General features: G+C 77.6%; 19 protein-coding genes and 7 pseudogenes. 16 read left to right on the top strand and 10 right to left on the bottom strand.

The features are described 5' to 3' along the window. Positions 1-140: 140 nt before the first annotated feature. Positions 141-930, bottom strand: a pseudogene (locus tag LUW75_RS22740) (glutamate racemase). 57 nt (positions 931-987) lie between these two features. Between LUW75_RS22740 and LUW75_RS22735 the strand changes: the two are divergent. Then, positions 988-2168 (top strand): annotated as a pseudogene (locus tag LUW75_RS22735) (glycosyltransferase). A gap of 9 nt (positions 2169-2177) precedes the next feature. On the opposite strand, the gene LUW75_RS22730 reads toward LUW75_RS22735, so the two are convergent. Then, positions 2178-3455: a TerD family protein gene (locus LUW75_RS22730; RefSeq protein WP_250337266.1), complete on the bottom strand. Its 1278-nt coding sequence runs from the start codon at positions 3453-3455 to the stop codon at positions 2178-2180. Between the two features lie 251 nt (positions 3456-3706). Here LUW75_RS22730 and LUW75_RS22725 point away from each other — a divergent pair, with 251 nt between their 5' ends. The 3 genes and pseudogenes from LUW75_RS22725 (at position 3707) to LUW75_RS22715 (ending at position 7710) form a co-directional block, all read left to right on the top strand. Further along, positions 3707-4174 (top strand): DUF6643 family protein, encoded by a 468-nt coding sequence (locus tag LUW75_RS22725; protein ID WP_250337265.1) that lies wholly within the window; start codon positions 3707-3709, stop codon positions 4172-4174. A gap of 82 nt (positions 4175-4256) precedes the next feature. Next, a pseudogene (locus tag LUW75_RS22720) lies at positions 4257-5115 on the top strand (MOSC domain-containing protein). A 162-nt stretch (positions 5116-5277) separates the two neighbouring features. Further along, positions 5278-7710 (top strand): right-handed parallel beta-helix repeat-containing protein, encoded by a 2433-nt coding sequence (locus tag LUW75_RS22715; protein ID WP_250337264.1) that lies wholly within the window; start codon positions 5278-5280, stop codon positions 7708-7710. Here the strand turns inward: LUW75_RS22715 and LUW75_RS22710 are convergent. Then, positions 7680-10049, bottom strand: coding sequence for a hypothetical protein (locus LUW75_RS22710; protein WP_250337263.1), 2370 nt, complete (start codon positions 10047-10049; stop codon positions 7680-7682). The genes LUW75_RS22715 and LUW75_RS22710 overlap by 31 nt on opposite strands. 205 nt (positions 10050-10254) lie before the next feature. On the opposite strand from LUW75_RS22710, the gene LUW75_RS22705 reads away from it, so the two are divergent. After that, positions 10255-11121, top strand: coding sequence for a DeoR/GlpR family DNA-binding transcription regulator (locus tag LUW75_RS22705; RefSeq protein ID WP_250337262.1), 867 nt, complete (start codon positions 10255-10257; stop codon positions 11119-11121). Then, positions 11118-11601: pseudogene (locus LUW75_RS22700) on the top strand (SRPBCC family protein). Before LUW75_RS22705 ends, LUW75_RS22700 begins: the two are co-directional and overlap by 4 nt. A gap of 128 nt (positions 11602-11729) precedes the next feature. On the opposite strand, the gene LUW75_RS22695 reads toward LUW75_RS22700, so the two are convergent. Further along, positions 11730-12896: a PLP-dependent cysteine synthase family protein gene (locus tag LUW75_RS22695; RefSeq protein ID WP_250337261.1), complete on the bottom strand. Its 1167-nt coding sequence runs from the start codon at positions 12894-12896 to the stop codon at positions 11730-11732. A 206-nt stretch (positions 12897-13102) separates the two neighbouring features. On the opposite strand from LUW75_RS22695, the gene LUW75_RS22690 reads away from it, so the two are divergent. The 4 genes from LUW75_RS22690 to LUW75_RS22675 all read left to right on the top strand — a co-directional run bounded on the left by LUW75_RS22690 (position 13103) and on the right by LUW75_RS22675 (position 15373). Further along, on the top strand, positions 13103-13423 hold the full coding sequence (locus tag LUW75_RS22690; RefSeq protein WP_250337260.1) for a hypothetical protein: 321 nt from the start codon (positions 13103-13105) through the stop codon (positions 13421-13423). 173 nt (positions 13424-13596) lie between these two features. Continuing rightward, on the top strand, positions 13597-14148 hold the full coding sequence (locus LUW75_RS22685) for an ATP-binding protein (RefSeq protein WP_250337259.1): 552 nt from the start codon (positions 13597-13599) through the stop codon (positions 14146-14148). 59 nt (positions 14149-14207) lie between these two features. Then, positions 14208-14789: a TetR/AcrR family transcriptional regulator gene (locus tag LUW75_RS22680; protein WP_250337258.1), complete on the top strand. Its 582-nt coding sequence runs from the start codon at positions 14208-14210 to the stop codon at positions 14787-14789. Continuing rightward, positions 14789-15373 carry a DUF4865 family protein gene (locus LUW75_RS22675; RefSeq protein ID WP_250337257.1) on the top strand — a complete coding sequence of 195 codons (585 nt, stop codon included), beginning with the start codon at positions 14789-14791 and terminating at the stop codon, positions 15371-15373. The genes LUW75_RS22680 and LUW75_RS22675 overlap by 1 nt, the downstream gene beginning before the upstream one ends. A 7-nt stretch (positions 15374-15380) precedes the next feature. Here the strand turns inward: LUW75_RS22675 and LUW75_RS22670 are convergent, their stop codons facing one another. Then, positions 15381-16145, bottom strand: a complete 765-nt coding sequence (locus tag LUW75_RS22670) for an SAM-dependent methyltransferase (RefSeq protein WP_250337256.1) — start codon at positions 16143-16145, stop codon at positions 15381-15383. Between the two features lie 712 nt (positions 16146-16857). Here LUW75_RS22670 and LUW75_RS22665 point away from each other — a divergent pair. From LUW75_RS22665 to LUW75_RS22660, 3 genes and pseudogenes are all read left to right on the top strand, one after another. After that, complete coding sequence (locus LUW75_RS22665; protein WP_250337255.1) at positions 16858-17190, top strand: hypothetical protein; 333 nt, start codon at positions 16858-16860, stop codon at positions 17188-17190. A gap of 143 nt (positions 17191-17333) precedes the next feature. Beyond that, positions 17334-17606 (top strand): annotated as a pseudogene (locus LUW75_RS25050) (maleylpyruvate isomerase N-terminal domain-containing protein); the annotation flags it as partial. Beyond that, positions 17513-18085 (top strand): annotated as a pseudogene (locus tag LUW75_RS22660) (maleylpyruvate isomerase family mycothiol-dependent enzyme); the annotation flags it as partial. The pseudogenes LUW75_RS25050 and LUW75_RS22660, both read left to right, overlap by 94 nt. Positions 18086-18264: 179 nt before the next feature. Here the strand turns inward: LUW75_RS22660 and LUW75_RS22655 are convergent. Then, entirely contained in the window at positions 18265-19563 is a 1299-nt protein-coding gene (locus LUW75_RS22655) for a geranylgeranyl reductase family protein (RefSeq protein WP_250337253.1), read from the bottom strand. 109 nt (positions 19564-19672) lie between these two features. Here LUW75_RS22655 and LUW75_RS22650 point away from each other — a divergent pair, with 109 nt between their 5' ends. Both LUW75_RS22650 and LUW75_RS22645 read left to right on the top strand, forming a co-directional pair. Continuing rightward, a complete protein-coding gene (locus tag LUW75_RS22650; RefSeq protein WP_250337252.1) occupies positions 19673-21037 on the top strand; it encodes a dipeptidase in 1365 nt (454 codons plus the stop codon). Positions 21038-21105: 68 nt separating this feature from the next. Continuing rightward, the gene (locus tag LUW75_RS22645) at positions 21106-21867 is read left to right on the top strand and encodes an MBL fold metallo-hydrolase (protein ID WP_250337251.1); all 762 of its coding nucleotides are present in this window, start codon (positions 21106-21108) and stop codon (positions 21865-21867) included. Between the two features lie 198 nt (positions 21868-22065). On the opposite strand, the gene LUW75_RS24425 is transcribed toward LUW75_RS22645, so the two are convergent. Further along, complete coding sequence (locus LUW75_RS24425; RefSeq protein WP_284453861.1) at positions 22066-23106, bottom strand: NUDIX hydrolase; 1041 nt, start codon at positions 23104-23106, stop codon at positions 22066-22068. A 194-nt stretch (positions 23107-23300) separates the two neighbouring features. Further along, positions 23301-24098, bottom strand: a complete 798-nt coding sequence (locus LUW75_RS22630; RefSeq protein ID WP_462933773.1) for a DUF3048 domain-containing protein — start codon at positions 24096-24098, stop codon at positions 23301-23303. 296 nt (positions 24099-24394) lie between these two features. Here LUW75_RS22630 and LUW75_RS22625 point away from each other — a divergent pair, with 296 nt between their 5' ends. Next, a complete protein-coding gene (locus tag LUW75_RS22625) occupies positions 24395-24850 on the top strand; it encodes a protein-tyrosine phosphatase family protein (protein ID WP_250337250.1) in 456 nt (151 codons plus the stop codon). 118 nt (positions 24851-24968) lie between these two features. Here the strand turns inward: LUW75_RS22625 and LUW75_RS24785 are convergent, their stop codons facing one another. Both LUW75_RS24785 and LUW75_RS24780 read right to left on the bottom strand, forming a co-directional pair. Beyond that, the gene (locus tag LUW75_RS24785) at positions 24969-25610 is read right to left on the bottom strand and encodes a hypothetical protein (RefSeq protein WP_349816476.1); all 642 of its coding nucleotides are present in this window, start codon (positions 25608-25610) and stop codon (positions 24969-24971) included. Positions 25611-26121: 511 nt separating this feature from the next. Further along, positions 26122-26613, bottom strand: a pseudogene (locus tag LUW75_RS24780) (serine/threonine-protein kinase); the annotation flags it as partial. Between the last annotated feature and the right edge of the window lie 29 nt (positions 26614-26642).

Raw genomic sequence — 26642 nt, 5'->3', positions numbered from 1 at the left:
CGTGTCGCGGCCGGGCGGAGAGCCGGACCGCTCCGCCCCCGGCGCACGCGCGGGGCGGCCGACCGCGCGGGTCCGCCGCCCCGGGCCGGACGCCGGCCCGGGGTCCGGCCGCGGGGAGGGCGGCCGTCCGGCGCGCCGCGTCAGCAGGCGGCGACGGAGCCGTGCAGCAGCCTGCCCTCCGGGTAGGCGAGGGCGGCGGCGGGGAGGGGGGACGGGCGGCCGCCGAGGAGCACGGTCAGGTCGGCGTCCGCCGCCGGGGGGCGTCCGGCAGGGGGTCGCGCCGATGCGGCGCAGCGCCTGGGCGGCGACGGCGTCCGCGGAGCCGTAGAGCGAGACGTCCCGGCCGGTGGCGGTCCGCAGGGCCTCGCGGATGCGCTCCCCGACCAGTTCGTAGTGGGTGCAGCCGAGGACGACGGCCGCCACGGCGGGCGGGGTGAGCGCGGCGGCGGTGGCGATCGCGGCGCCGATCCGCTCCTCGTCGGTCTCCTGCACGGCGTCCGCGAGGCCGGGGCAGGGCACCTCGGTGACGTCCGTCCCGGCCGCGAACTCGGCGATCAGCCGCCGCTGGTAGGCGCTGCCGGTGGTGGCGGGCGTCGCCCAGATGGCGAGGGGGCCGCCTCCCGCGGCGGCCGGCTTGATCGCCGGTACGGTGCCGACGACGGGGATGTCCGGCTCCAGTTCGGCGCGCAGCGCGGGCAGGGCGTGGACGGAGGCCGTGTTGCAGGCGACGACGAGCGCGTCGGGCGCGTACGCGGCGGCGGCGCGGGCCACGGCCAGCGCGCGCGTCGTCAGGTCGTCCGGCGTGCGGGGCCCCCAGGGCACGCCGTCGGGGTCGGAGGAGAGCACGAGTCGGGCGTCCGGCCGCAGCCGGCGCACCGCGGCGGCCGCCGCCAGCAGGCCGATTCCGGAGTCCATGAGCGCGATCTTCACCCGGTCACCCTAGCCGACCGCCCTCCTCCCGGCCCGTTGTGGTGCAGACTGCCGTGAATGAGCGTGATCGCGTGGATCGCCCTGGTCTCCTGCGCCGCGTGGGCGTGGCTGCTGCTGGGGCACGGCATGTTCTGGCGCACCGGCCGGCGGCTGCCGCGGGGCTGCGCGGAACCGGCGCGGTGGCCCTCCGTCGCGATCGTGGTCCCGGCGCGGGACGAGGCGGAGGTCCTGCCGGCGAGCCTGCCGTCGCTGCTGGGCCAGGACTACCCGGGCCGGGCGGAAGTCGTCCTCGTCGACGACGGCAGCGGGGACGGCACCGGGGACCTGGCCCGCGTGCTGGCCGGGCGGGCCGGCGGCCTGCCGCTGACGGTCGTGTCGCCGGGGCCGCCGGAGCCCGGGTGGACGGGCAAGCTGTGGGCGGTGCGGCACGGCGTCGGGGTGGTCCGCGCGCGGGCGGGGGGCGCCCCGGAGTTCCTGCTCCTCACGGACGCCGACATCGCGCACGCCCCGGACGGCCTGCGCCGGCTGGTGGCCGCGGCGGTCTCGCACCGCCTGGACCTCGTGTCGCAGATGGCGCGGCTGCGGGTGGCCGGCGTGTGGGAGCGGCTTCTCGTGCCGGCCTTCGTCTACTTCTTCTGCCAGCTGTACCCGTTCCGCCGGGTCAACCGGGACGGCTCGCGGACGGCGGCCGCGGCGGGCGGATGCGTGCTCCTGCGCACGGAGGCGGCCGGGCGGGCCGGGGTGCCGGACGCGGTCCGGGGTGCGGTGATCGACGACGTGGCCCTGGCGCGGGCGGTGCGCCGCGCGGGCGGGCGGCTCTGGCTGGGGCTCGCGGGGCACGCCGAGAGCGTGCGGCCCTATCCGCGCCTCGCGGACCTCTGGCGGATGGTGGCGCGCAGCGCGTACGCCCAGCTCCGGTACAGCGGTGCGCTGCTGGCCGTGGCGGTGGCGGGACTGGCGCTGGTGTACCTGGCGCCGCCGCTGTGCCTGGCGGCCGGGGCGGGCGGCGGGGACGCGGCGGCGGCCTGGGCGGGGGGCGTGGCGTGGGCGGTGATGGCGGGCACGTACGCGCCGATGCTGCGCTACTACCGGCAGCCGGCGTGGCTCGCCGTGCTCCTGCCGCTGACGGCCGCCCTGTACCTGCTGATGACGGTCGACTCGGCGGTCCGGCACCACCGGGGGCGGGGGCGTCCTGGAAGGGCCGCACGTACCCCGCTCCGCGGGCGGCGGACCGGTGACGGACGCGGTCACCTGCGGCCGGGCGTCCACTCCATGCCCCAGCCGTACGCGCGGTCCACGGTCCGCTGGGGGCTGACCCCGCGTGCGGGGACCAGGTAGCGCGCCTCGCGCCGGACGACGAGGTCGTCGCCCTCGCGGGTGATCAGGGCGAGGGCGCAGACCGTGGAGGGGACGGTGCACTCGTCGAGGGAGAACTCGACGGGTGCGCCGCGGAGCGGGGTGAGCGTGACGGTGGCGTGCAGGCCGGCGAAGCTGCGGGCGCCCTCGTAGAGGGTGACGAAGACGAGGATGCGGCGGAAGGCGTCCCTGTGGTCGAGGTTGACGGTGAGGTTCTCGCCGGTGGCCACGGCGCCCGTGCGGTCGTCCCCGTCGAGGTGGATGTAGGGCGGGTGGTGCAGGGCGCCGAAGGTGCCGCCGAGCGCCTGGACGACGCCCTTCCTCCCGTCCGTGAGCTCGAAGAGGGCGCACAGGTCGAGGTCGGGACCCGGGCCGCCGTGCCCGGCGCCCCGGCCCCGCGCCCGCCCGCGGACGTCCCAGTCGAGGTGGACGCGCAGGGCGCCGGAGGTCCCGCCCTGCTCGGTGAGCGACACGGACGGGGCGTCCTCCGTCAGGGTCGCCTTCGTCAGCCGCACCGGCGCGGGGACGGGGGCCGGGGCCGGTACCGGCGCGGGGACGGGCGGGGGCGCGGGCGCGGCGGCCCGCGCGGAGGACGCCCCCGGCACCCGGGCGGAGAGGGGCTCCGGGCGCGCCGGGGGTCCCGGCCGCTGCGGCTCGTCGACCGTGACGCCGAAGTCCGTGGCCAGTCCCTCCAGCCCGGTGTCGTACCCCTGCCCCACCGCACGGAACCTCCAGGCGCCCCGACGCCGGTACAACTCGCCCACGACGAGGGCGCTCTCCACCGTCGCGTCCCGGCTGTCGAACCGGGCGACCTCCGCGCCGTCCGCCGCGTCCAGCACCCTGACGTACAGCCCCGGCACCCGGCGGAACGTGCCGCCGTCCGCCGACGCGGCCAGGACGACGCGCTCCACCGCGGCCTCCACGCGCGGGAGGTCCACCGTGAGCGTGTCCGTCACGGCCGCGCCCGAGGCCCGCTTCCCGTCGTGGCGCACCGACCCCGAGGGGTGCGCCGCCTGGTTGTAGAAGACGAAGTCCGCGTCGGAGCGGACCCTCCCCGAGACGAGCAGGAGGGCCGACGCGTCGACGTCCGGCACCTCCGGGCCCGAACGCCAGCCCAATTCGACGCGAAGACTTCGGGTCGGTACTGGAACATTGGCTCCTTTAAGCATGGACATGAAGCCCCCTTCGCGCTCCGGCCCCCGGCGGCCCGGCGGGCGGCCACACCGGTCCCGCCGGTTCGACCGCAGTGGTGCGACCCGCCGGTAACCCCCTGCCATCTCGGCTTTTGCGCGATCATCGCTCATCGCGGCGACCGATTTCCCCGTGTTCGCCACATTGACGTTCGACGGCCGCGGAAGATGCGCCAAACAACCCGCCTACCAGCCTTCCACCCGGCACACCGTGGGCTTAACTTAGGGCCATGACCTCCCCTCGTGCCTCCTACGGCGGTGCGTACCCCTACGCGCCGTCGTTCCCGGACACCCCGATCTACGACTCCCTGGTCGCGGAGCGGGGCACGCCTCAGATCGCCCCGATCCGAGTGCCCGCCGCGTACGACACCGGCAGCTCGTACCTGCCGGCGCTGCCCGCGGCCCTCCCCGCCCTCCCCTCCCCGCAGCCCGCGGCCCCGTCCTACGGCGGCGGCTACGGCTATCCCCAGCAGGCGCCCGCGCCGCAGCCCGCCCCGGTGCAGTACGCGCCGGCCCCGTACGTCCCGCAGCAGGCCACGGCCCCGCGCGGCTACCCCGGCCCGCAGGGCCCCCAGCCGATGCGCCCCGTCGCCCCGGTGGCCGCCGGGTACGAGGCGATGCGCCCCGCCGCGCCGCGGCCCGCGCCGGCGGCGGCGTACGACGATCCCTACCGGCGGCCGTACCAGGGCGGTTACTGACGGGCCCGGCACCTCGGCCCCGGGCGCCCGGAGTCCGGCACCGGGCCGGATTCCGGCCGGGGTCCACTGGCAGGATGGGGCCATGCCGAGTGATGAGGTCGCCTCCCAGCCCGTCCTGAGCTCCCTGCACGTCCACCCCGTGAAGGCCCTGGGCGGTTTCGCGCCCGCGCAGGCGGTCGTGGAGCCGTGGGGCCTGGCCGGGGACCGCCGCTGGATGATCGCCGACCGGGACGGCAAGGCGGTGACGCAGCGTCAGCACCCCGTACTGGCGCCCGCCTCCGCCGAACCGCTGCCCGGCGGCGGGGTGCGGGTGTCCGCGCCCGGCCGCACGCCGCTGGACGTCCCCGTGCCCGACCCCGCGGGCGGCACGGTCGTCGTGGACGTGTTCGGCACGAAGGTCGACGCCGTGCCGGCCGGGCCGGAACCGGACGCGTGGTTCAGCGACCACCTGGGCGCCGAAGTGCGGCTGGTGCACATGGACGACCCGGCGCGGCGCCGCCCCCCTCGCCCCCGACCACGCGCGCGCGGGCGAGACGGTCAGCTTCGCCGACGGCTTCCCGCTGCTGGTCACCACCACCGCGTCCCTCGACGCCCTCAACGCCCTCGTCGCGGCGGGCGACCACGCCGACGAGGGGCCGCTGCCCATGGAGCGGTTCCGGCCGAGCGCCGTCGTCGACGGCACGGTCGCCTGGGAGGAGGACCGGTGGGCGCGGATCGCCGTCGGCGAGGTCGTCCTCCGCGTCGCCAAGCCGTGCGGCCGCTGCGTCGTGACCACCGTCGACCAGCGCACCGGCGTCCGGGGCAGGGAGCCGCTGCGCACGCTGTCGCGGTACCGCGGGTCCGGCGGCAAGGTGGTCTTCGGCCAGAACCTCGTCCCCGAGTCGACGGGGACGCTGCGCCTCGGCGACCCGGTGCGCGTCCTCGCCACCCGCGACGCGTGACGCCCGCCCCGCCCGGACGGCCCGCCGGGCGGCGGCGCGCACGCGGGGGGCGCCGGTACGTGGGCCGGGCGGGCGACCCGGCTCCGCCGTGCGCGCTACGGTGGGGCGACGGGTCGGTGAGCGGACGGCCGCGAGCGCACGAGGCGGGGGCAGAGCAGCACCATGGCACAGGGCACGGTCCAGGTCACGCACGGCGGTGCGTCGCGGTGGCGGCGCCGCACGGGTGAGTACGCCTCCCTCGCGGCGGCCCTGGAGGCCGCGGCGGACGGCGACGTCCTCACCGTCGCCCCCGGCACCTACCGGGAGAACCTGGTGCTGCGGCACGCCGTGACGCTGCGCGGCGCGGACGGCGCCGTCGGCTCGGTGCGCATCGCCCCGGCCGACGGGGTGCCGCTGACCGTGCGCGCCTCCGCGACCGTACGGGACCTGCACCTGGAGGGGCAGGACGCGGCGGCGCCCGCGCTGCTCGTCGAGGAGGGCGCGCCGGAGCTGCTGGACCTGCGGATCGTGACCCGCTCGGCGGCCGGCGTGGAGGTGCGCGGCGCGGCCCGGCCCACGGTGCGGCGGTGCACGGTCGACAACCCGGCGGGCGTCGGCATCGCCGTACTGGACGGCGCCGGCGGCGTGTTCGAGGAGTGCGAGGTCGTCTCCGCGGGCCAGGCCGGGGTGTCGGTGACCGGCGGGGCGCGTCCGCGGATCGAGCGGTGCCGCGTCCACCACGCGTCGGGCGCGGGCCTCTCGGTGACCGGGGAGGACAGCTCCCTGGAGGCGGTCGGCTGCGAGGTGTACGAGATCCGCGGCAGCGGCGTGCGCGTCGGCGGGCGGGCCGTGGCGCACCTGGCCGACTCGGTGGTGCACCGCACGTCGGCGGACGGGGTGACCCTGGACACGGACGCGGTGCTGACGCTCTCCGACTGCGACATCCACGACGTGCCGGAGAACGCGGTCGACCTGCGGTCCCGGTCGGTGCTGACGATGACGCGGTCGAAGGTGCGGCGGTTCGGGCGCAACGGCCTGTCCGTGTGGGACCCGGGCACCCGCGTCGACGCCAACCGGTGCGAGATCCACGACAGCACGGGCGACTACCCGGCCGTGTGGGTGAGCGACGGGGCGACGGCGGTGCTGGAGGCGTGCCGTGTGCACGACGTGCCGGACGCGCTGTTCGTCCTCGACCGGGGGTCGCGGGTCGACGTGGTCGACAGCGACCTGTCGCAGGTGCGCAACACGGCCGTGTCCGTCAGCGACGGGGCGACCGCCCAGCTCGACGACTGCCGGGTCCGGGACGCGGCGACCGGCGCCTGGTTCCGCGACCACGGCAGCGGCGGCACGCTCGCCGGCTGCGCGTTCGACGGGGTGCAGACGGGGGTCATCGTCACCAAGGGCGCCGACCCGGCCGTGGAGCGGTGCACGGTCGCCTCGCCCGCGGAGGCCGGGTTCTACGTGTCGGCGGAGGGCCGCGGCACGTTCACCGGCTGCCGGGTCACCGGCAGCGGCGGCTACGGCTTCCACGTGATGGACGGGTGCCGGACGACGCTGCGGCGGTGCCGCACGGAGCGCTGCGCGCGCGGGGGTTACGAGTTCGGCGAGGACGGGCCGGTCGCCGACGGGTGCACCAGCGACGAGAGCGGCGTCGCCGGCCGCGCGGTCCCCGGCCCCGCCGCGGCCCCGGCCGGCACCGGGGCCGGTGCGACGGCGGTGGCGGCCGCGACGGCGCCCGCTCCCGTCGGGCTGCTGGGCGCGGTGCCGGCGCAGCCGTCGGTCGCGGCGCCCGCCCCGGAGCCGGTGCGGGACTCGCAGGACGTGCTGGGCGAACTGGACGCGCTGGTCGGGCTGGAGAGCGTGAAGCGGGAGGTCCGCACGCTCACCAACATGATCGAGGTGGGGCGCAGGCGGCGGGAGGCCGGGCTGAAGGCGGCGTCCGTCCGCCGCCACCTGGCGTTCACCGGCAACCCCGGCACGGGCAAGACGACGGTGGCGAGGCTGTACGGCGAGATCCTCGCGTCCCTCGGCGTCCTGGAGCGCGGCCACCTCGTCGAGGTGTCGCGGGTGGACCTGGTCGGGGAGCACATCGGGTCCACGGCGATCCGCACGCAGGAGGCGTTCGACCGGGCGCGCGGCGGGGTGCTGTTCATCGACGAGGCGTACGCGTTGTCGCCGGAGGACTCGGGACGGGACTTCGGCCGCGAGGCGATCGACACGCTGGTGAAGCTGATGGAGGACCACCGGGACGCGGTGGTGGTGATCGTCGCCGGCTACACGGCGGAGATGGAGCGGTTCCTCACCGTCAACCCCGGTGTGGCGTCCCGCTTCTCGCGGACGATCAGTTTCCCCGACTACACGCCCGACGAACTGCTGCGGATCGTGGAGCAGCAGGCCGAGGACCACGAGTACCGGCTCGCCGACGGCACGGCCCGGGCGCTGCTGGAGTACTTCGAGGCGCTCCCCAAGGGTCCCGCCTTCGGCAACGGGCGCACCGCGCGGCAGGTGTTCGAGTCGATGGTGGAGCGGCACGCGGGCCGGGTCGCCGCGCTCGCCAGCGCGAGCACGGACGACCTGAGCCTGCTCTACCCGGAGGACCTCCCCGAACCGCCGTGAGGGGCGTCCGCGTCGCCGTCGGGACCGGTGGCGCGCTGCCGGGGCACGGGGGGCGGCAACCGGTCGAGGAGCGCGGCCCGTTCGCGGGCGAAGGCGGGGTCGGCCTGGTAGTCGCCGTGGCCGAGGATCGGCTCGGGCAGCGGGTGGTCCTGCGTGCGGCCGTAGACGAGGGGGTCGCGCAGGGGCGGGTGGTCGACCTCCGGCCTGCCGTCCTCGGCGGGCAGCCGGACGGGGCCGCCGATCGGGTCGGTGCGCCGCCACAGGTTGCGCCAGCAGTGCACCTCGCGGTGGAGGTGGGCGAGCGGTTCGCGGCCGAAGTAGGCGGGGAACCACCGCCCGTACAGCCGCTCCAGCGGTGATCCGTACGTGAGGAGCGCGACGCGGCGGCGGGTGGCGTGCGGCAGCTGCCAGACCGCGGCGGCCGCGAGGACGCTGCCCTGCGAGTGGCCGGAGATGACCAGGCGCCCGCCGGTGCGGCCGGTCCAGGACGCCATGCGCCAGGCGAGGTCGGGCACGGCGCGCTCGGCGTAGCAGGGCGGGGCGAACGGGTGGGCGGCGCGCGGCCAGAACGTGCCGACGTCCCACAGGATGCCGATGGTGCGGCGGGCGGAGGCGTCCCGGTAGGCGCGGCGGCCCCAGGTGACGAACAGGATGAAGCCGAAGCCCACCAGCCAGGAGCCGAGTGCCTGGCAGCCCTCGGCGGCGGCGTCGAGGAAGGCGGGCGCCCCGTCGAACGCCTCCCCCGGCACCGTTCCGGTCCCCCAGGTGCCGGCGACGCCGCCCGCGCCGAGCAGCAGGGTCGCCGCGGCGAGCAGCCCGACGAGGACCGGGGCGGCGTCGGTGAGCCCGGCGGCGGCGCGGATGCGGGCGATCCGGCGGGTGCGCACCGAGTCGGGCGCCTCCCCCGGGTACTCGGCCTCGACGGCGGGGCCCAGGCGCCGTGCGGCGAGCGCGGTACGGGCCAGGAGGAAGACCGCCGGGACGAGCAGCAGGAGCAGCAGCGGGGGGATGGCGGAGGCCTGCCAGCTCAGCAGCAGGGGCGGCCCGGCGAGCGGGCCGCCCCCCGTGCCGGGGGTGCCGGGGCCGTCGAGCCAGTCGGCGACGCGCTGGGCGACCCCGCCCGTCATCACCCCGCCGAGGGCGCAGGCCAGCACGGCGACGGCGGGCCCGGCGAGGCCGTGCAGCGCGGTGCGCGGGTCGGGTGCGCGGCGGTGCAGGCGCACCGTGACGGCGGCGAGGAGCACGATGAGGGCGCCCTGGCCGACGGTGAGCACGCTGAACGCGGCGTCGCCGGGAAGTGCGTCGGAGGACCGCCAGCCGGGCCGGGACCAGGAGGCGTACAGGGCGGCGAGGAGGAGCAGGACGGCGGCGGAGCCGGGCAGCCAGGCCACCAGGACCCGGTCGAGGCGGGCGTCGAGGCGGTGCTCGCTGCGGCCCCGCCGGCAGACGACGGCGACCACGACGGCGGCCGAGGCCGCGAGGGCGCCCTCGACGCACCAGCCGAAGGCGGCGCGGAGCGGGTCGTCGGCCCCCCGGTCGTGGCGGGCGGCGGCGCCCGCGACGGCGGCCGCGACGGTGAGGAGACCGGCGGCGGTGTGCGCCGCGCGGAGCCGGGCGACGAGGCGGCGGCCGTACCAGAAGCCGGGGCGGCCGAGGGCGGGGCGGCCGCCGCCCTCGTCCTCGCCGCGCGGCGGGCGCTGCGCCTCGTACGCGGTCCAGGTGCGGCGGGACAGGTACCACAGCAGGGCGACGAGCGCGGTGGGGACGGCGGCGGCCGCGGTGAGGCGGCGGCCCGGCTGGGACCACCAGCCGCCCTCCGAGGCGGCGAGGAAGCCCAGCCAGGGGCGTCCCTCGGTGCAGGCGGCGGCGCCCGCGCACTGCCACGCCGCCAGGTCGAGGGCGACCTCGCAGGCGGCGGCGGTGAGGAGCACGGTGAGGCTGAGCGCCACCAGCCGGACCAGGACGCCGTACAGGCGCACGGAGCGGCCGCGCCCGGTGGCGGGCGGGCGCATCCAGTGGGCCAGGTTGGCCACCATGAACGGCAGGAGGAGCAGCCACAGGGCGCGGGTGCCGTTGCCGGAGGTGAGGTTGCACCAGCAGTACGCCTCCGGGACGGGGCCGTCGCGGAACCGGCCGGGTTCGTCCTCCGCCCGCAGGTCGGCGGCCCGCCGGTACACGGCGGCGGTGCCGTCGCCGGTGACGCGGACGGTGCGGGGGTCGTCGAGCATCTCGCCGGGGGTGGTGCCGCCGACGCCGTGCACGAGGAGTTCGAGCGCGGCGCCGGTGTCGCGCGGCTCCGGTTCGGCGACCGGGACGGGTTCCGGTGTGGCTGGGGGCACTTGGGTGCTCGCTCTCTGCGCCGGGGACGTGCGACGGGACGGGACGGCCGCCCCGGCCGGCCGGGGCGGGGCCCCGCACGGCTCCCCCGTAATCTCCCCGCCGTTCCCCGGTGTGAAGCGCGTGGCAGGATGTGCCTGCTCACACCCGCGCGAACGGCGGACCCACGGCGTACGCCCCACCACCACGGAAGGACCGGGCCCTGCGGTGAACGGCAACCAGAACCTCCTCGCGGAGCAGCGGCGCGCCTTCATCCTCGACGAGGTCAGGCGGCGGGGCGGGGTACGGGTCAACGAACTCACCCGCCGGCTCAACGTCTCCGACATGACGGTGCGTCGTGACCTGGACGCGCTGGCCCGGCGGGGCGTGGTCGAGAAGGTGCACGGCGGGGCGGTGCCGGTCGCGGAGGCGCGGACGCACGGGCCCGGTCCCGGCCGGGAGCCGGGGCCCGACGCGAAGGAGGAGATCGCCCGGGTGGCGTCGGCGATGGTGGCGCCGGGCAGCGCGGTCGCCTTCTCGGGCGGCACGACGGCGTACGCGGTGGCGCGGCGGCTGTTGGGCCTGGCGGGGCTGACGGTGGTGACGAACTCCGTGCGGATCGCGGACGCGTTCCACTCCGCGCCGGCCCCGGAGCCGGGCGGCGGGGCGCGGCCGGGGGCGGCGACGGTGGTGCTGACGGGCGGGGTGCGGACGCCGTCGGACGCGCTGGTCGGCCCGGTGGCGGACCGGGCGATCGGGGCGCTCCGCTTCGACGTGCTCTTCCTCGGGGTGCACGGGGTGTCGGCGGAGGCGGGCCTGTCCACGCCGAACCTGGCGGAGGCGGAGACGAACCGGCGGCTGATCCGGTCGGCGCGGCGGGTGGTCGTCGTGGCGGACCACACCAAGTGGGGCAGGGTCGGCCTGGGTTCGTTCGCCCGGCTGGAGGAGGTCGACACGCTGGTGACGGACGCCGGGGTGCCAAAGGAGGTGCGGGCCGCGATGGCGGAGCACCTGCCGGGGCTGGTCGTCGCGGACCGGGAGGCCGGCGCGCGGGAGGCGGTCGGGGCGGGGCGCGGGCGGCGGGGCGGGGCGTGAGCGTCTTCCGCCTGGAGCGGCGTACGGGGCTGCCGGCGGCCGAGGCGTGGCGGCGGGTAACCGACTGGCCGGCGCACGGCGCGGGGGTCCCGCTGACCCGGGTGAGGGTGCTGACGCCCGGCCCGCCGGGTGCGGGCACGCGGTTCACGGCGCGTACGGCGATCGGACCGCTGGGGTTCGACGACCCGATGGCGGTGGTCCGCTGGGAGCCGCCGGGCACCGGGGGTACGGGGTCGGGGTGTGTGCCGGTTGGAGAAGTACGGGCGGGTGGTGCGCGGTTGGGCCGAGATCACGGTCCGCGCGGAGGGTCCGGGGGCGCGGGTGACCTGGGTGGAGGAGGTGCGGGTGCGCGGGCTGCCCCGGTGGTGCGGCCCCCTGCTGGCCCGGGCGGGCCGGTGGGTGTTCGGCCGGGAGCTGGATCGGCTGCTGGGCGGGCGCGGCCCGGACGGCCCCGGCACCGGCCCCCGGCCTCGGCCCTGACGCCGGTGCCGGCACCGGTCCGACGCCGGTAGCGGCTCCGGCCCGGCTCCGGCTCCGGCGCGGACCTCCCGGAAGGCCGCGGGCGGGTGGCGGCCCGTCAGGTGCGGTGACGGGCCGCCGCCCGGTGCTCAGTCCGGCCAGACGCCGGTGGCGAGGAACTCGTCGAGCGCCGCCGCGTACGGGCCGATGACGAGGCCCTGCTCCGCCAGCCACTCGTCGGAGTAGTACTTGTCCAGGTAGCGCTCCCCGGGGTCGCAGATCAGGGTGACGACGCTGCCGGTGCGGCCCTCGGCCACCATCTCCGCGACGATCCTCAGGGCGCTCCACAGGCCGGTCCCGGTGGAGCCGCCCGCCTTGCGGCCGATGGCGTTCTCCAGGGCGCGGACGGCGGCGATGCTCGCGGCGTCGGGCACCTTCATCATCCGGTCGATGGCGCCCGGCACGAAGCTGGGTTCCATGCGGGGCCGGCCGATGCCCTCGATGCGGGAGCCGCAGGTGCTGGAGGCGTGCGGGTCGTTGCGCGTCCAGCCGTCGAAGAAGCAGGAGTTCTCGGGGTCGGGGACGCAGACGCGGGTGTCGTACTGCATGTAGTGGACGTAGCGGGCGATGGTCGCGGACGTGCCGCCGGTGCCGGCCGTGGCGACGATCCACGCGGGTTCCGGGTACCGTTCCAGGCGCAGTTGCTGGTAGATCGACTCGGCGATGTTGTTGTTGCCGCGCCAGTCGGTGGCGCGCTCGGCGTACGTGAACTGGTCCATGTAGTGTCCGCCGGTCTCCGCGGCGAGGGCCACGGACTCCCCGTACAGGCGGCGCGGGTCGTCGACGAAGTGGCAGCGGCCGCCGTGGAACTCGATGAGGCGGATCTTCTCCGGGCTGGTGGTGCGCGGCATGACGGCGATGAAGGGGACGCCGATCAGGTTCGCGAAGTACGCCTCGGAGACCGCGGTGGAGCCGCTGGACGCCTCGATGACGGGCTTGTCGGGGCGGATCCAGCCGTTGCACAGGCCGTAGAGGAAGAGCGAGCGGGCGAGCCGGTGCTTGAGGCTGCCGGTGGGGTGGGTCGACTCGTCCTTCAGGTAGAGGTCGATCCCCCACCGCTCGGGCAGCGGGAAGCGCAGCAGGTGCGTGTCCGCCGTCCTGTTCGCGTCCGCCTGCACCTTCCGCACGGCGTCCTTCAGCCAGGTCCGGTAGGCCGGATCGCTGCGGTCGACGTCGATGGTCCCGGCGGGCGCCGGACCCTTCGCGACCGCCGCGCTGCCGGGTCCGGCCGGCTCGGGCTGCTCGACCCTCGTCATGTCCCACTCCTCGTCGTCCGTGTCCTGCGCGCCAGGGTCCCCCCTGGGTTCCGCCACCCGAACATACCCCCCTCACCTGGGCGAACGATGACTTTGACCCTCCATAGGAAACGCTTGCAGGGCGGTCCGGCGGGCACACTGGCGCGGACGCGGGCCGTCCGTGCAGACTGGGCCTGCCGAAGCCGTTGCGAAGGGGTGGCGGAACCATGAGCGAACCCGAGTTCAGTGCCACGGGAGTGCGCATCGAGCGGTGGCCCCGCTCGCTGACGACGGCCGGCGAGGTCCGCATCGAGGGCGGCCGGCTGGCGCTGCTGACCAGTTACGGCCGGGAGATCGACAGCGCCCCGGTGCGCACCGTGCGGGCGGGCCGGCCGTGGTTCGCGGCGCGCGACGCGGCCGTCGCGACGCTCAACGGCGCCCGCTACCGGCTGACCATGGCGCAGCGCGACCGTCGGCCGGGGACCGGGCAGACGCTGTCCGGCCGCTTCCTGGAGGCCGTGCGCAGGGCGGGCGGGCGGCGCGGCTGACGGGGCCTGCGCTGCCGCGAGTTGCGAAGCGGTCACGGCGGGTCCACGCTGGATGGACATCACTCAGGGTGAATCGACGGTGACGCTGTGATCCGGCCCGTCGGGCCGCGGGCCGGCCGTCCACCGGATCCGATCCTCGTCTTCTTCCGGACCTACTTCGGGGAGTCGCAGCCGTGATCAGCCAGGCAAGCAGCAGGCAGTGCGCGGTAGAGCTCCAAGCCCTGCCGCCGCGGATCGGTCAGGTCCGCAGAATCGTGTCGGCGCAACTGCGCTACTGGAACCTCGACCCCCTCATCGAGATGGCGGCGCTCGGCGTCACCGAACTCCTCACCAACGTGCACCGGCACGTCGAGCCGGACAAGACCTGCACGGTCGAGATCGAGTTCCTCCTCGACCGGCTCACGGTCTCCGTCCACGACCACGACCCGCGCCTCCCCGCCCTCGTGCACCTGCAGGACGGGCCGGACCGGCTCGCCACGTCGGGACGCGGCCTCGCGCTGATAGAGGCGGTGAGCGAGAGCTGGGGCGCCCGCCCGCAGGGCGACGCGGGAAAGGTCGTGTGGTTCACGCTCCCCGCCCTCCCGGCCGCGCCCGCCGGCATCCCGGCGGTCCCGGCGTACGGGGCGGCGGGCGCCGCGTTCAGGGATCCCGTGCCCTTCGACGGCGCGGAGGCCGCGGAGGCGGTGCGCGGGCCCGCCGCCGCCCGCTCGGCCGTGGCGGGCTGACCGGGGCCGGGGCCGCGCGGACGGCGGCGGCCACGGGACACATGTCTGTACCTACCGGTATGTACAATCTCCCCGTGACCGCTTCCGAACGACTCGTCGACGCCGCCCGCGAACTGCTGTGGGAACGCGGGTACGTGGGCGCCAGCCCGAGGGCCATCCAGCAGCGGGCCGGTGCCGGCCAGGGCAGCATGTACCACCACTTCTCCGGGAAGCCCGGCCTGGCGCTGGCCGCGATCCGGCGCACCGCCGAGGAGATGCGCGCCGCCGCCGAGCGGGCCCTGGGCGGCGGCGGTACCGCGTACGCGCGCGTGGAGGCGTACCTGCGCCGCGAACGCGACGTGCTGCGGGGCTGCCCGGTGGGACGGCTGACCATGGACCCGGACGTCATCGCGGACGAGGCGCTGCGCGCGCCGGTCGACGAGACCCTGGACTGGCTGCGCGGGCGGCTCGCGGGGATCCTGCGGGAGGGCGTGGTCGGCGGCGAGTTCGACCGGGCGCTGGATCCGGAGCGCACGGCCGCGGCGGTCCTGGCGACGGTGCAGGGTGGGTACGTCCTGGCCCGCGCGTCCGGGTCGGCGGCCGCGTTCGACGCGGCGGTCGACGGGCTGCTGGCCCTGCTGGCGGGGCGGAGGACGGCCTGATGCACGCCATGCAGTACGAGATCACCCTCCCCGCCGACTACGACATGGGGATCATCCACCGCCGGGTGGCGACCCGCGGCCACCTGCTGGACGGCTTCGCGGGGCTCGGCCTCAAGGCGTACCTGGTGCGGGAGAGGTCGGCGGGCGCGCCGGTGAACCAGTACGCCCCGTTCTACCTGTGGGCCGCGCCGGAGGGCATGAACGCCTTCCTGTGGGGGCCCGGCTTCCAGGGGATCGTCGACGACTTCGGGCGGCCCGAGGTGCGGCACTGGGCGGGCGCGGCGTACGGGGAGGGGCCGGCGGCCGGTTCGGAGCCCCGGCACGCGGTGCGGCGGCGCCTGCCGGTCGGCGAGGGCGAGCGGCCCGCCGACGCGGTGGCGCGGGAGGTCGAGGCGCACGGGAGGCTCGTGCGGGAGGACGGGCTCGTGGCGGCCGCGGTGGCGGTCGACCCGCACCACTGGGAGGTGCTGGCGTTCAGCCTGTGGGCCGGCCCGGCGCCGGAGGGGGCGGGGGACGTGTTCCGGGTGCTGCACCTGTCCCAGCCCGGCCGCGCGGCGCTGCGGCGCGGTCGGCACTGGGACTGAGCGGGGGTCAGCCGACCGGGACGAGGGTCAGGTACGCCATGCCGAGGACGCCCCGGTAGCCGCCGAGCCAGGAGGAGCGCTGCCGGTCGACGCGGGCGCGGGTCGCGGCGGCGGCCGGGTGGCCGGGGTGGGCCGCGAGCCACAGCTCCGCGTCGTGGCGGTAGCCCGACTCGAACCGCTCCCACTCGTCCCGGTCCGCCGTCTCGATCCGGGCGGGGCGGAAGCCCGCCCCGACGGCCTCGTCGACGAGCGCGGCGAGCGGCAGGTGGTCGTCCTCCCTGGCGCCCGGCCACATCCGGGCCAGCTCCTCCGGAGCGGGGACGCGCTCCCAGAAGCCCTCGCCGAGGAGGACCCGGCCGCCCGGGGCCACCAGGCGCCGCAGTTCGCGCAGGACGGCCGCCACGTCGTACGGGCCCCCCGGGTCGCAGAGCGCCTGGCCGGCGCCCAGGCACAGGACGAGGTCGGCCGGGCCCCGCGCCGTCCTGAGGGCGGACTCCTCCACGAACCCGACGCGCCCGGCGAGGCCGCGCTCCTCGGCGAGGGCCCGGCCGCGGGCCAGGTCCTCGCCGTCGACGTCGAGGCCCGTGCCCGTCGCCCCGGGCACGGCGTCCAGGATCCGCAGCAGGAACCCGCCCCAGCCGCAGCCGATGTCCAGGACCGTGGCGGGCCGGGCGGCGGACAGGTCGGCGACGAGCCGCCGGGCGCGGGCCTCGGACAGCGGCCCGTGGAAGTCGAGGCGGGTGAGGCGGGGCGGGAGGTCGTTTCCGGTCATGGCCCGGGACCCTACGCGGGGGCGTCCCGGGGACACGGGATTTCCCGGCGGGAACGGCCCCCCGGGGGCCGCCCCGGACGGTCGCCGGACCGGAGCGGGGACGCCCCCCGGGGGTGCCGGCGCCGCGCCGGCACCCGATCGGCCCGGTGGCCGCGGCGCCCCCGCCGGCCCGGGTGGCGCCCGGGCCGGCGGGGAGGCGGCACGGGGTGACGTCCGGCCCGTGCGCACCGGTCCCGGCGCCGTCCCGGGCACGGCCCGGACCCGGCCTCCGACGGCCCGGTCCGGGCCGCCCCGCCACGCCGCGCCCGACGCCCGCGGGATCCCGCGCCCCGGCCGCCCCGGCGGGCTGTTTCGGCCGTCCCCCCACGGGTACTGCGGGCAGCGGTGGCGGAAAGCCGCGACCGTGCGCGAACAGGCGGAACCGGGAGGAGGAGGCGCCCATGGCACCCTCCGGTGCGGAACGGGCGGCCGCGGGAGGCCCCCTCGCCGGGCCCGGCCGGATCCGGGCCGGGGCGGCGGACGCCCGGCAGGGGATGCGCCGCGCCCGCCGTACGGGCCGACGGCACCCGCCCCCGCGCCGGGCGCCCGGACCGGTGCGGTGGCCGCGCCGGGCCCGTACCGCCTCCGGCCGCCCCGCGGCGGAGGACGCCGGGGAAGTCCGCACGTGCCACGCCGCCCGGGTGTGGCCGGCCACGTTCCAGGGAGGACCCGGATGACCACCCACGACCGCGGCGGACTGCCGCTGCCCGATTTCGACCATCTGCCGACCGGGGCGCTGGAGTCGCGCATCAGGTCGCTCCAGCCGGAGGAGCTCGACCGGCTGCTGCGGTACGAGCACGAGCACGCCGACCGTCCGCAGGTGGTCCGGTTGCTCGCGTCCCGCAAGCGCCAACTGGACGCGGGGGCCGAACCGACCGGCGGCGACCCGTCGGCGTTCCGCCCCGAGCAGGCCGGGCGCCCGGCGGGCGGTTCGCGGGTGTCGCCGGCCACCTCGCCCGAACCGTCGAGCCCGCCGTCGCACGGCACGCCGGAGCAGCAGGGCTGACCCGAGGGGAGAGCGGGGCGACCGGTCCCCGGGGGTCTGTACCGGCCCGGCCCCGGACGGGGTGCGGGGGCCGGCGGTGTTCGGCACCGCGGCCGCCACGCGTACGGCGGCCGGCGTGCGGGGCGCGGTGGCAGAATCCCGCCATGGACACTGCCGAGCACATCAAGCACCTCGCCCGGGAGGGCCGGTTGCTGGCCGACGCCGCCGAACTGGCCGGTTCCGACGCGGAGGTGCGCACCTGCCCCGGCTGGGAGGTGCGGCACCTGCTGCGGCACACCGGCATGGTGCACCGCTGGGCGACCTCGTTCGTCGCCGAGGGGCACACGTCGTACCGCCCGGGGGCGGTGGGCCCGCCCTCGACGGCGCCCCGCTGCTGGACTGGTACCGGGAGGGCCACGACCGGCTGGTCGCCGCCCTGGCGGGAGCGCCGGACGCCCTGGAGTGCTGGTCCTTCCTGTCCGCCCCGTCCCCGCTGGCGTTCTGGGCGCGGCGCCAGGCCCACGAGACGACCGTGCACCGGGTGGACGCGGAGTCGGCCCTCGGTCTGGTGGCCGGCCGGTCGCCGGTCGAGCCGGACCTGGCGGCCGACGGGATCGACGAGCTCCTGTGCGGCTTCCACGGCCGGGACGGCAGCCGGGTCCGCACGGACCGGCCCGGCGTCCTGCGGGTCCGCACGACGGACACCGGTGACGTGTGGACGGTGGCGCTGTCCGCCGACGCGCCCCGCACCACCCGTACGGCCGACGGCCCGGCCGACTGCGAGCTGACCGGCCCGGCCGAGGCCCTGTACCTCTCCCTGTGGAACCGCCTGCCGGCCGGCTCCCCGGCCGTCGGGGTCGCGGGCGACGACCGGCTGGCCCGCCTGTGGCGGGAGACCTCGGCGGTGACGTGGTGAAGCGGGCGGACCGGTCGGTCGCGGGGAGGGCCGGTCGCGGGGCCGGCGCGCGGACCGGCCCCGCCGGCCTCCGGGGCGCGCCGGTCCGGCCGCCGGCGGGCTGAGGGCCGCCGGACCGGCGCACGGGGCCCGCGGGGCGAACCGGGGCCCTCCGGCGCGTCCGCCTCCCGCCCCGCCGCCTACCGCTCCCGAGCCGCCGGCTCCGGCTCCGGTTCCGGCGCCCGCTCCTGCGGCTCCGCCTGCTCGCGGCGGTCAAGCGACTCCAGGGCGCGGCGCGCGACGGCGTTGGTCCTGACGATGCCGGCCAGCGTCGTCGCGCCGCGCGTGACGTCCGTGAACGCCCGCCACACGGGGCGCAATCCGGTGATCGCGGCGTGGAGCAGCGCGGGGCGCCGCGCGAAGACGGCGAGCATCCGCCGTCCCACCGCCATCTCGACCCCCAGCCCGGACTTGACGGCGAAGGCGTAGTTCAGCGCCTGACGGCGCGCCTCGACCGCGTCGTGCGCCTCGGCGATCCGCACCGCCCACTCCCCCGCGAGCCGACCGGACCGCAGGGCGAAGGAGATCCCCTCGCGCGTCCACGGCTCCAGCAGCCCGGCCGCGTCCCCGCAGACGACGACCCGGCCGCGGGAGAGCGGCGAGTCCTCGCTGCGACAGCGCGTCAGGTGGCCGGAGGAGAGGGCCGGTTCGAACCCGGCGAGACCGAGACGGGCCACGAAGTCGTCCAGGTACCGCTTGGTCGCGGCGCCCTCGCCGCGCGCCGAGATGACGCCGACCGTCAGCGTGTCGCCCTTGGGGAACACCCATCCGTAACTGCCCGGCATGGGCCCCCAGTCGATGAGGACCCGTCCCGCCCAGTCCTCCGCCACGGCCGGCGGGACCGGGATCTCCGCCTCCAGGCCGAGGTCCACCTGGTCGGTCCTGACCCCCACGTGGGCGCCTATCCGGCTGGCGCTGCCGTCCGCGCCCACCACCGCCCGCGCCAGCACCGTCCCTCCGTCGGAGAGGACGACAGCGACGGTGCGGCGGTCCGGCACCGCGGCGCCGTGCTGCTCGACCCGCACCACGGCCGCACCGGTGCGCACCTCGGCACCGGCCCTCCGGGCGTGCTCCACCAGCCTGGCGTCGAACTCGGACCGGTCGACCAGGCCGAACAGCATCCGCTTCGAGCGGCGGGTCCGGGTGAAGCGGCCGTTCAGCGAGAACGTCACGGCGTGCACCCGGTCCCGCAGCGGCAGTTCGAAGCCCGGCGGCAGCGCGTCCCGCGACGGGCCGATGATGCCGCCGCCGCACGTCTTGTAGCGGGGCAGATCGGCCTTCTCCAGGAGCAGCACGCGGCGGCCCGCGACTGCCGCGGCGTAGGCCGCGGACGCTCCGGCCGGCCCCGCGCCGACCACGACGACATCCCACACGTTCTCGCTGCTCACGATGTGCTTCCGCTCCCGGTCCCGACCCGTGGTCCACGCTCTCGTCCGCATCCTACGGGGCTTGCCTCCGGGCATCCTGTGCGAGGATCGGACTCGCGTTCGCCGCGGTGTCGCGGCGGCGTCCCGTCGTACCGCCGTCGCACCCACCAGGAGCGTGACCATGACCGCCCAGCCGATCGCCGCCACCGTCGCCTCGCTGATGCCGCGCGCCAGGACGGAACTCGCGGAGCTCGTGGCGTTCCGGTCCGTGGCGGATCCGGCCCAGTTCCCGAAGAGCGAGTGCGAGGCGGCCGCCGTGTGGGTGGCGGACGCGCTGCGCTCGGAGGGCTTCACCGACGTGTCGGTCCTCGACACCCCGGACGGCAGCCAGTCCGTCTACGGCCACCTGCCCGGTCCGGCCGGCGCCCCCACCGTGCTGCTGTACGCCCACTACGACGTGCAGCCGCCGCTGGACCCGGCCGGCTGGGACACCCCGCCCTTCGAGCTGACCGAGCGGGGCGGCCGCTGGTACGGGCGCGGCACCGCCGACTGCAAGGGCGGGTTCATCATGCACCTGCTGGCGCTGCGCGCGCTGAAGGCGAACGGCGGCGTCCCGGTCGGCGTCAAGGTGATCGTCGAGGGTTCCGAGGAGCAGGGCACCGGCGGGCTGGAGCGCTACGCGGAGGCCCACCCCGACCTGCTGGCCGCCGACGCCGTCGTCATCGGCGACACCGGCAACTTCCGCGTCGGCCTGCCCACCGTCACCGCGTCGCTGCGCGGCATGACGATGCTGCGGGTCCAGGTGGACACGCTCGCCGGGAACCTGCACTCGGGGCAGTTCGGCGGGGCCGCCCCCGACGCGCTGGCCGCCCTCGTCCGCGTACTGGACTCGCTGCGCGCCGAGGACGGCTCGACTACGGTCGACGGGCTCGCCTCGGACGGCGAGTGGCAGGGCCTGCAGTACGCGGAGGAGGAGTTCCGGCGGGACGCCGGGGTGCTGGAGGGGGTGGAGCTGATCGGCTCCGGCACCGTCGCCGACCGGCTGTGGGCGCGCCCGGCCGTCACGGTGGTCGGCATCGACTGCCCGCCGGTCGTCGGCGCCACGCCGTCCGTGCAGGCCACCGCCCGCGCCCAGATCAGCCTGCGGGTGCCGCCCGGCCAGGACGCCGCCGAGGCGACGAAGCTGCTCACCGCGCACCTCCAGGCGCACACCCCGTGGGGCGCGCGGGTGACGGTGGAGCAGGTCGGGCAGGGGCAGGCGTTCCGGGCGGACGTGGCCAGCCCGGCGTACAGGTCGATGGCGGAGGCGCTGGCCGAGGCGTACCCGGGCGAGGAGATGCAGACCGCCGGCATGGGCGGGTCGATCCCGCTGTGCAACACCCTGGGCTCGCTGTATCCGCGGGCGGAGATCCTGCTGATCGGTCTGAGCGAGCCGGAGGCCCGGATCCACGCGGTGAACGAGAGCGTGTCACCGGTGGAGTTGGAGCGGATGTCGGTCGCGGAGGCGCTGTTCCTGCGGAACTACGCGCTGTCGAAGCAGGGTTGAGCTCTCGGCGGAATCGCGCAGAGCGCAGGCGGGGGCGGTCCGGGCGGGTCGCCCCCTAGCGTCGGGGCATGACCTGCGAACCGCACACGCGTCCTCCCGGCGGGCCCGCCGTCGACCTGGTCCCGGTCGTCCCCGGGCTGCACATGCTCCGCTTCCCCGTCGGCCTGGCGTACGTCTGGCGCGACGACGGGCGCGACGGCTCCGCCGACGGCGTCCCGCTGACCCTGCTGGACGCCGGCTGGGCCGGCTCCGAGGAGGCCGTGGCGCGGGCGCTGCGCGAGGTCGGCGGGCCGGACGCCCGGCTGCGGCGGATCGTCCTCACCCACGCCCACCGCGACCACGTGGGCGCCGCCGGGGCACTGGCCGGGCGGTACGGCGCCGAGGTCCTCGCGCACCGGCTGGACGCGCCCGTGGTGCGCGGGGAGGCGCCGGTCCCCGAGCCGGACCTGCTCGACTGGGAGGTCCCGCTGTACGCGCACGGGCTCACCACGCCGGAGGCGCCGCCCACGCGCGTGGACCGGGAACTGGAGGACGGCGACGTGCTGGACTTCGGCGGCGGCGCCCGCGTGGTGCACACTCCCGGCCACACCCCCGGCTCGATCGCCGTCCACCTGCCGCGCCACGGCGTGCTGGTGACGGGGGACACCGTGGCGTCGGTGGGCGGGGTGGGACTCGGCGTCTTCCACGTGGACCGGGCGGCGGCCGTGGAGTCGATGCGCCGCCTGTCCCGCCTGGAGCCGCTGCGGACGGTGTGCTTCGGGCACGGCGATCCGCTGGCGGAGGACGCGTCCGCCGTCCTGCGGGCGGCGGCGGAGGCGGCCGGGGCGTGAGCCGGCCGGGGGCGCGGCCGGTCCGCCGTGGACCGGCCGCTGCCGTGGCGGCGCCGCGCCCGCCCCGCGGGGCGGGCGCGCCCTGCGGAGGGACCCGCCGGCGGACAGGCACCCGGGAGCGGGCGCCGGCCGGCGGGGCACGCGGTCCACGCGGAGGGCCGCCCGGCGAGCCGGTGCCGGCGGCCGGCGGAGGGCCCGTCAGCCCACCGGGACGCCGGCCTCCAGGTTCAGCACCGTGCCGCGTTCGCGGGCGCGCAGCGCCCAGCGGAGGCGCTCGTACCGGACCGGGGGCAGCATGTCCGCTGCCTCCGCCTCCGTGGCGAACCGCCAGCCGCGCAGTTCGGAGCCCGGCAGCAGCACCCGGTCCGCCTGCGCGCCCGTGAGCCGGCCGCCGTCGAAGAGCAGGCGCAGTCCGCCGTACCCGGGCGGCCTGGGCGGCTCCCAGTCGACGACCAGCAGCCGCGGCACGGCCGCCAGTTCCAGCCCGGTCTCCTCGGCCACCTCCCGGATCGCCGCGCGCGCCGGCGCCTCGCCCCGCTCGACGACCCCGCCGGGGAACTCCCACCCGGGCTTGTACGTCGGGTCGACGAGCAGCACCCGGTCCCGGTCGTCGAAGAGCAGCACGCCCGCCGCGACGGTCTCGCCGGTCGGCTCGGGGGTCTGCACGATCCCGCAGGCGCCCGCCGCGCCGGTCCGCACCGCGTCCGCGATCGCCTTCGCCGTCGCCTCCGGCGTGAGCGGGCCGTTGTCGACGGCGTACGCGTCGGCGGCGAGCCACCCGCCGAGCGCGGCCCGGTACGGCGCGATGTGGTCGAGGCACCACTTCCTGACCCGTTCGTTCCCGGCCGGGTCGCCGGGGTGCTCCTCGCGCGCCGCGATCCGCGCGCGCAGGATCGTTTCATCAGGGGTGAGGACGACATGCCGCACGGCGATCCGGCGGGACGCCAGCCCGCCGAAGATCTCGTCGCGGTACTCCTGGCGCAGGACGGTCATCGGCACCACCAGCACCCCGCCCACCTCGGCGAGGAGCGCCGCCGCCGTGTCGACGACCAGGCGCCGCCAGATCCGCAGGTCCTGGAAGTCGGCGGTGCCCGGGAGGCGGCCCCGCGGCAGCAGCGACGGCAGCGCACCGCCGGTCGGTTCCGGGTCGTACAAGGTGCTGTTGGGGATCAGGTCGATCAGCTCGCGTGCGGCACTCGTCTTGCCGGCGCCGAACGCACCGTTGATCCAGACGATCACGGTTCCCCCCTCCTCCGTTGGCCCCCAGTGGCCTGCCCGCAACACCTTGCCACGGAAACCCGCGTTCCGGGCGGGTGGCCGTAACGCTCCGGGGCCCGCGGGGTTTCCCACCGGAGACGGGCACCCGCACGCCCCGTGAACGGCGGGCGGGTTGGCCGGATCCGGTGTTAGGATGCCCGGCCGCTCGGCCCGGTTCAGCGGGGTGCGAGGACCACCCAGACCGGTCCGGGCGCGAAGGCCAGGGGCGTGCCGGACGGGGTGGTGAAGGACGTGCCCGCGGCGGCGGAGGGGCGGCTCCAGCGGGCCTCGTGGGCCCTGCCGTCGCGCAGGACGAGCGCGGTGCCGGAGCCGACGGTCTCGGTGTACGGGGTGACGCTGCCGCCGCGGTCCTCGAACGCGGACGGGCGGACCGTGACGTACTGGACGACGACCGTGGCCGCGCCGACGCGCCCGCCGTCCGTGGTGCGGGCCGCGGCGCCGTCCAGGGTGACCAGCCAGCGCGCGTCCGGGGCGGACCAGGTGAAGGCGTGGCGGGCGGCGGGGAACCGGACGGTGTGCTCGGCCGCCCGCCGCCCGCCGGGCGGGGCGGCGCCGAAGCGGAAGCCGACGTCCCGGGCGGGACCGGCGTCCGGGGCGGCGGCGAGGGCTCGCTCCGGGCGCAGGTACAGGTTGTGCGGGGCGGGGCGGCCGGGATCGCGCACGTACGCGTCGGGGGCGCGCTCGGGTGGCAGCGCGTGCAACGGCGCGTCCCGCAGGAACCCCTTCAGGTCGCTGCGCACCCCGGAGTACGCGAGGGCCGGGCGCCCGAACTGCCGGAGCAGCTCCACGTCGGACTCGCGCGCGCTGCGGACCGGGCCGACGCGGGGCGGCCGCCGGGAGGCGTACACGGCGAGGAACCGGGTGAGGCCCGCCTCGACCTGCTCGACGTACACGATGTCCGCCGCGCCGAGCCCGGTGTGCGGCCGGGCGGCCGGGGCGTTGTCGATCTTCACGGCGAGGACGGGGCCGGTGCGGCCGGGCAGTCCGGTGAACGGCGAGAGGCGGGGGCCGGCCGGCCGGTCCGACGGGGAGGCGGACGGCGGACCCCCGTCGGGGCGGCCGGTGCGGGGCCGCCCCGGCCGCAGCCGGAGAGCAGGAGCGCGAGGGCGACCACGGCGGCCGCCACCGCGGCGATGGCGGTACCGACCGGTCCTCGCGAACCCGACGCGGCCACGGTCCGTCTCCCTGCCCGACTCCAGTGCACCACGAAACCCCGCGGGCGGCACCCGTGTTCCGCTACCGTCGGTCCGTGCCCCCTTCCCCCGGCGACTCGGCGCCCCCCGCGTGGCGGCCCGGCGACCCCGGCGTGGTGCGGTTCCCGTCCGGACGCACGGTGCGGGGCCGCGGCCTGCGCCGCCCGCTGCCGGACGGACCGGTCCCGCAGTACGCGGTCCACCTGCTGGGCGGGCGTCCTCCACAGGTCCCGTGGGAGTCCCGCCCGCTGCGCTGGCCCGACTTCCGGCTGCCCGCGGACGAGGCGGAGGCCCGCGCCGTCCTGGCCGGCGCGTGGGAGCGGGCGGCGGCGGAGCGCGTCGAGGTCGCCTGCGGCGGCGGCCGGGGCCGGACGGGCACGGCACTGGCCTGCCTGGCGGTCCTGGACGGCGTGCCGCCGGACCGCGCGGTGGAGTGGGTCCGCCGCGCCTACCACCCCCGCGCGGTGGAGACGCCCTGGCAGAAGCGCTACGTACGGCGTTTCGCCGGTTAGGCCGCGGCCCGCGGGACCGGGCCGCCGGACAGCCCCGGGCCTCAGGCCCGCACCCCGTCCATGAAGCCGGGGGCGGGCGGCGGCCGCCGTGCGGGAGCCGCCCGCGCGGCCGCGCGGCTCAGCAGAGGGGCAGGCCCGGCACCGGGGCGTCGTTGTCGCCGCCCCGGATGTACACGTCGCTGAACCACACGCCGGTGTTGCCGCTGTCGTCGTCGGTCTTCGCCCACCAGACGTTGGTCCACTCGCCGTGCGTCTCGCGCCGGCCGAGGTCGGACTGGCAGTAGAAGTAGTTGGTGCCGGCGTTCAGGACCCCGGCCCGGCTGCCGTCGCCCCGGTGGGAGTCGGCGGTCCGCCAGACCGTGCAGTTGTACTTGCCGTCGCCGATGGGGTGGCACGCCGGCTCCCGCGCCACCCCGCCGGTGGAGGACGAGCCGCCGCCCGTCGTGCCGCCGGTGCCGCCCGCCGGACCACCGCCCGTACGGTCGCTCCCGCCCGGGCCGGGGGCCGGACCGCCGGCCGGGCCGGAGGGCGCGCCGGGCGCCGCGGTCGCCCTCGACGGGGAGGCGGTGGGCCCGTCCGTCCCGGAGGGGCGGCGTGCGGCGCTCGGCCGGCCGTTCGCGGAGGCGGTCGGGCCCGCGCCGGGGACGAGGGGCATGCCGTCGTCGTCGACCGGTGCGGCCGTGTCCGCCGTCGCCTCGCCGCCGGTGAGCGCCCGCCCGCCCGCGGGCGCCCCCTCCCGTTCCACGAGCAGGTACGTCACGCCGCCGCCGACCAGGAGGACGGCGGCCGCGCCGGCCGCGACCAGCGACCGCGAGCGCCCCCTGCGGCCCCGGGCGCGCGCCGCCGCGCGGGACCCGCGGCCCCCCCTGCCCCGGCACGCCGGCCGGGACCGCCGCGGCGCCGCCGGCTCCCCGCCCGTGGCCGGGGACCGGGGCGGGAGCGCCGGGTACGGCGGTCCCCGGGGCCTCGTGCGCGGGGCCGCCGGAGCCCTCGCCGGGCGCCGGGTACACCGCTCCCGGCACCGGGGCGCCGCGGGCGGGAAGGCCCTGCGGCGGGCCGAAGCCGCGCGCGTCCGCGACGGGCGGGCCGAAGCCCTGCGGGGGCAGCGCCGTGCGCTCGGTCGGGACGTACGGGGCGGGCGCCCCCTCGCCCCCCGCGGTCTCCGCCGCCCCCGTACCGTCCGCGACCCGCCGCAGGAGGCCGGCCGCCGTGGAGGCGTCCGGGCGGTGGGCCGGGTCCTTGGCCATCAGCCGCCGGAGCACCGGGGCGAGCGGGCCGGCGCCGTGCGGTTCGGGGAGCGGTTCGGCGACGATGGCGGTGAGCGTCGACCACGTGGAGGTGCGGCGGAACGGCGACGCGCCCTCGACCGCCGCGTAGAGGGTGGCGCCGAGCGCCCAGACATCGGAGGCCGGTCCCGGGTCCTGGCCCTGGGCGCGCTCGGGCGCCAGGTAGTCGAGGGAGCCGACCAGTTCGCCGCTGCGGGTGAGGTGGGTGGCGGAGCCGTCCCCCGGGTCCTCCACGGCGGCGATGCCGAAGTCGGTGAGGACGACCCGCCCGGTGCGGTCCAGCAGGATGTTGCCGGGCTTCACGTCGCGGTGGAGGACGCCCACCGCGTGGGCGGCGGCCAGGGCGCCGAGGACTTCGGCGCCGATCCGGGCGGCCTCGCGCGGGTCCATGACGCCGTGTTCGGCGAGCACGTCGGCGAGCGACGGCCCGTCGACCAGCTCCATGACGATGACGGGGCGTCCTTCGTGGTCGGCGATGTCGTGGACGGCGACGACCCCGGGGTGGC

Source organism: Streptomyces sp. MRC013, assembly GCF_023614235.1.
Taxonomy (GTDB): Bacteria; Actinomycetota; Actinomycetes; order Streptomycetales; family Streptomycetaceae; genus Streptomyces.
The sequence above is the reverse complement of the archived record's forward strand: the minus strand, read 5'-3'. Positions and strand labels throughout refer to the sequence as shown.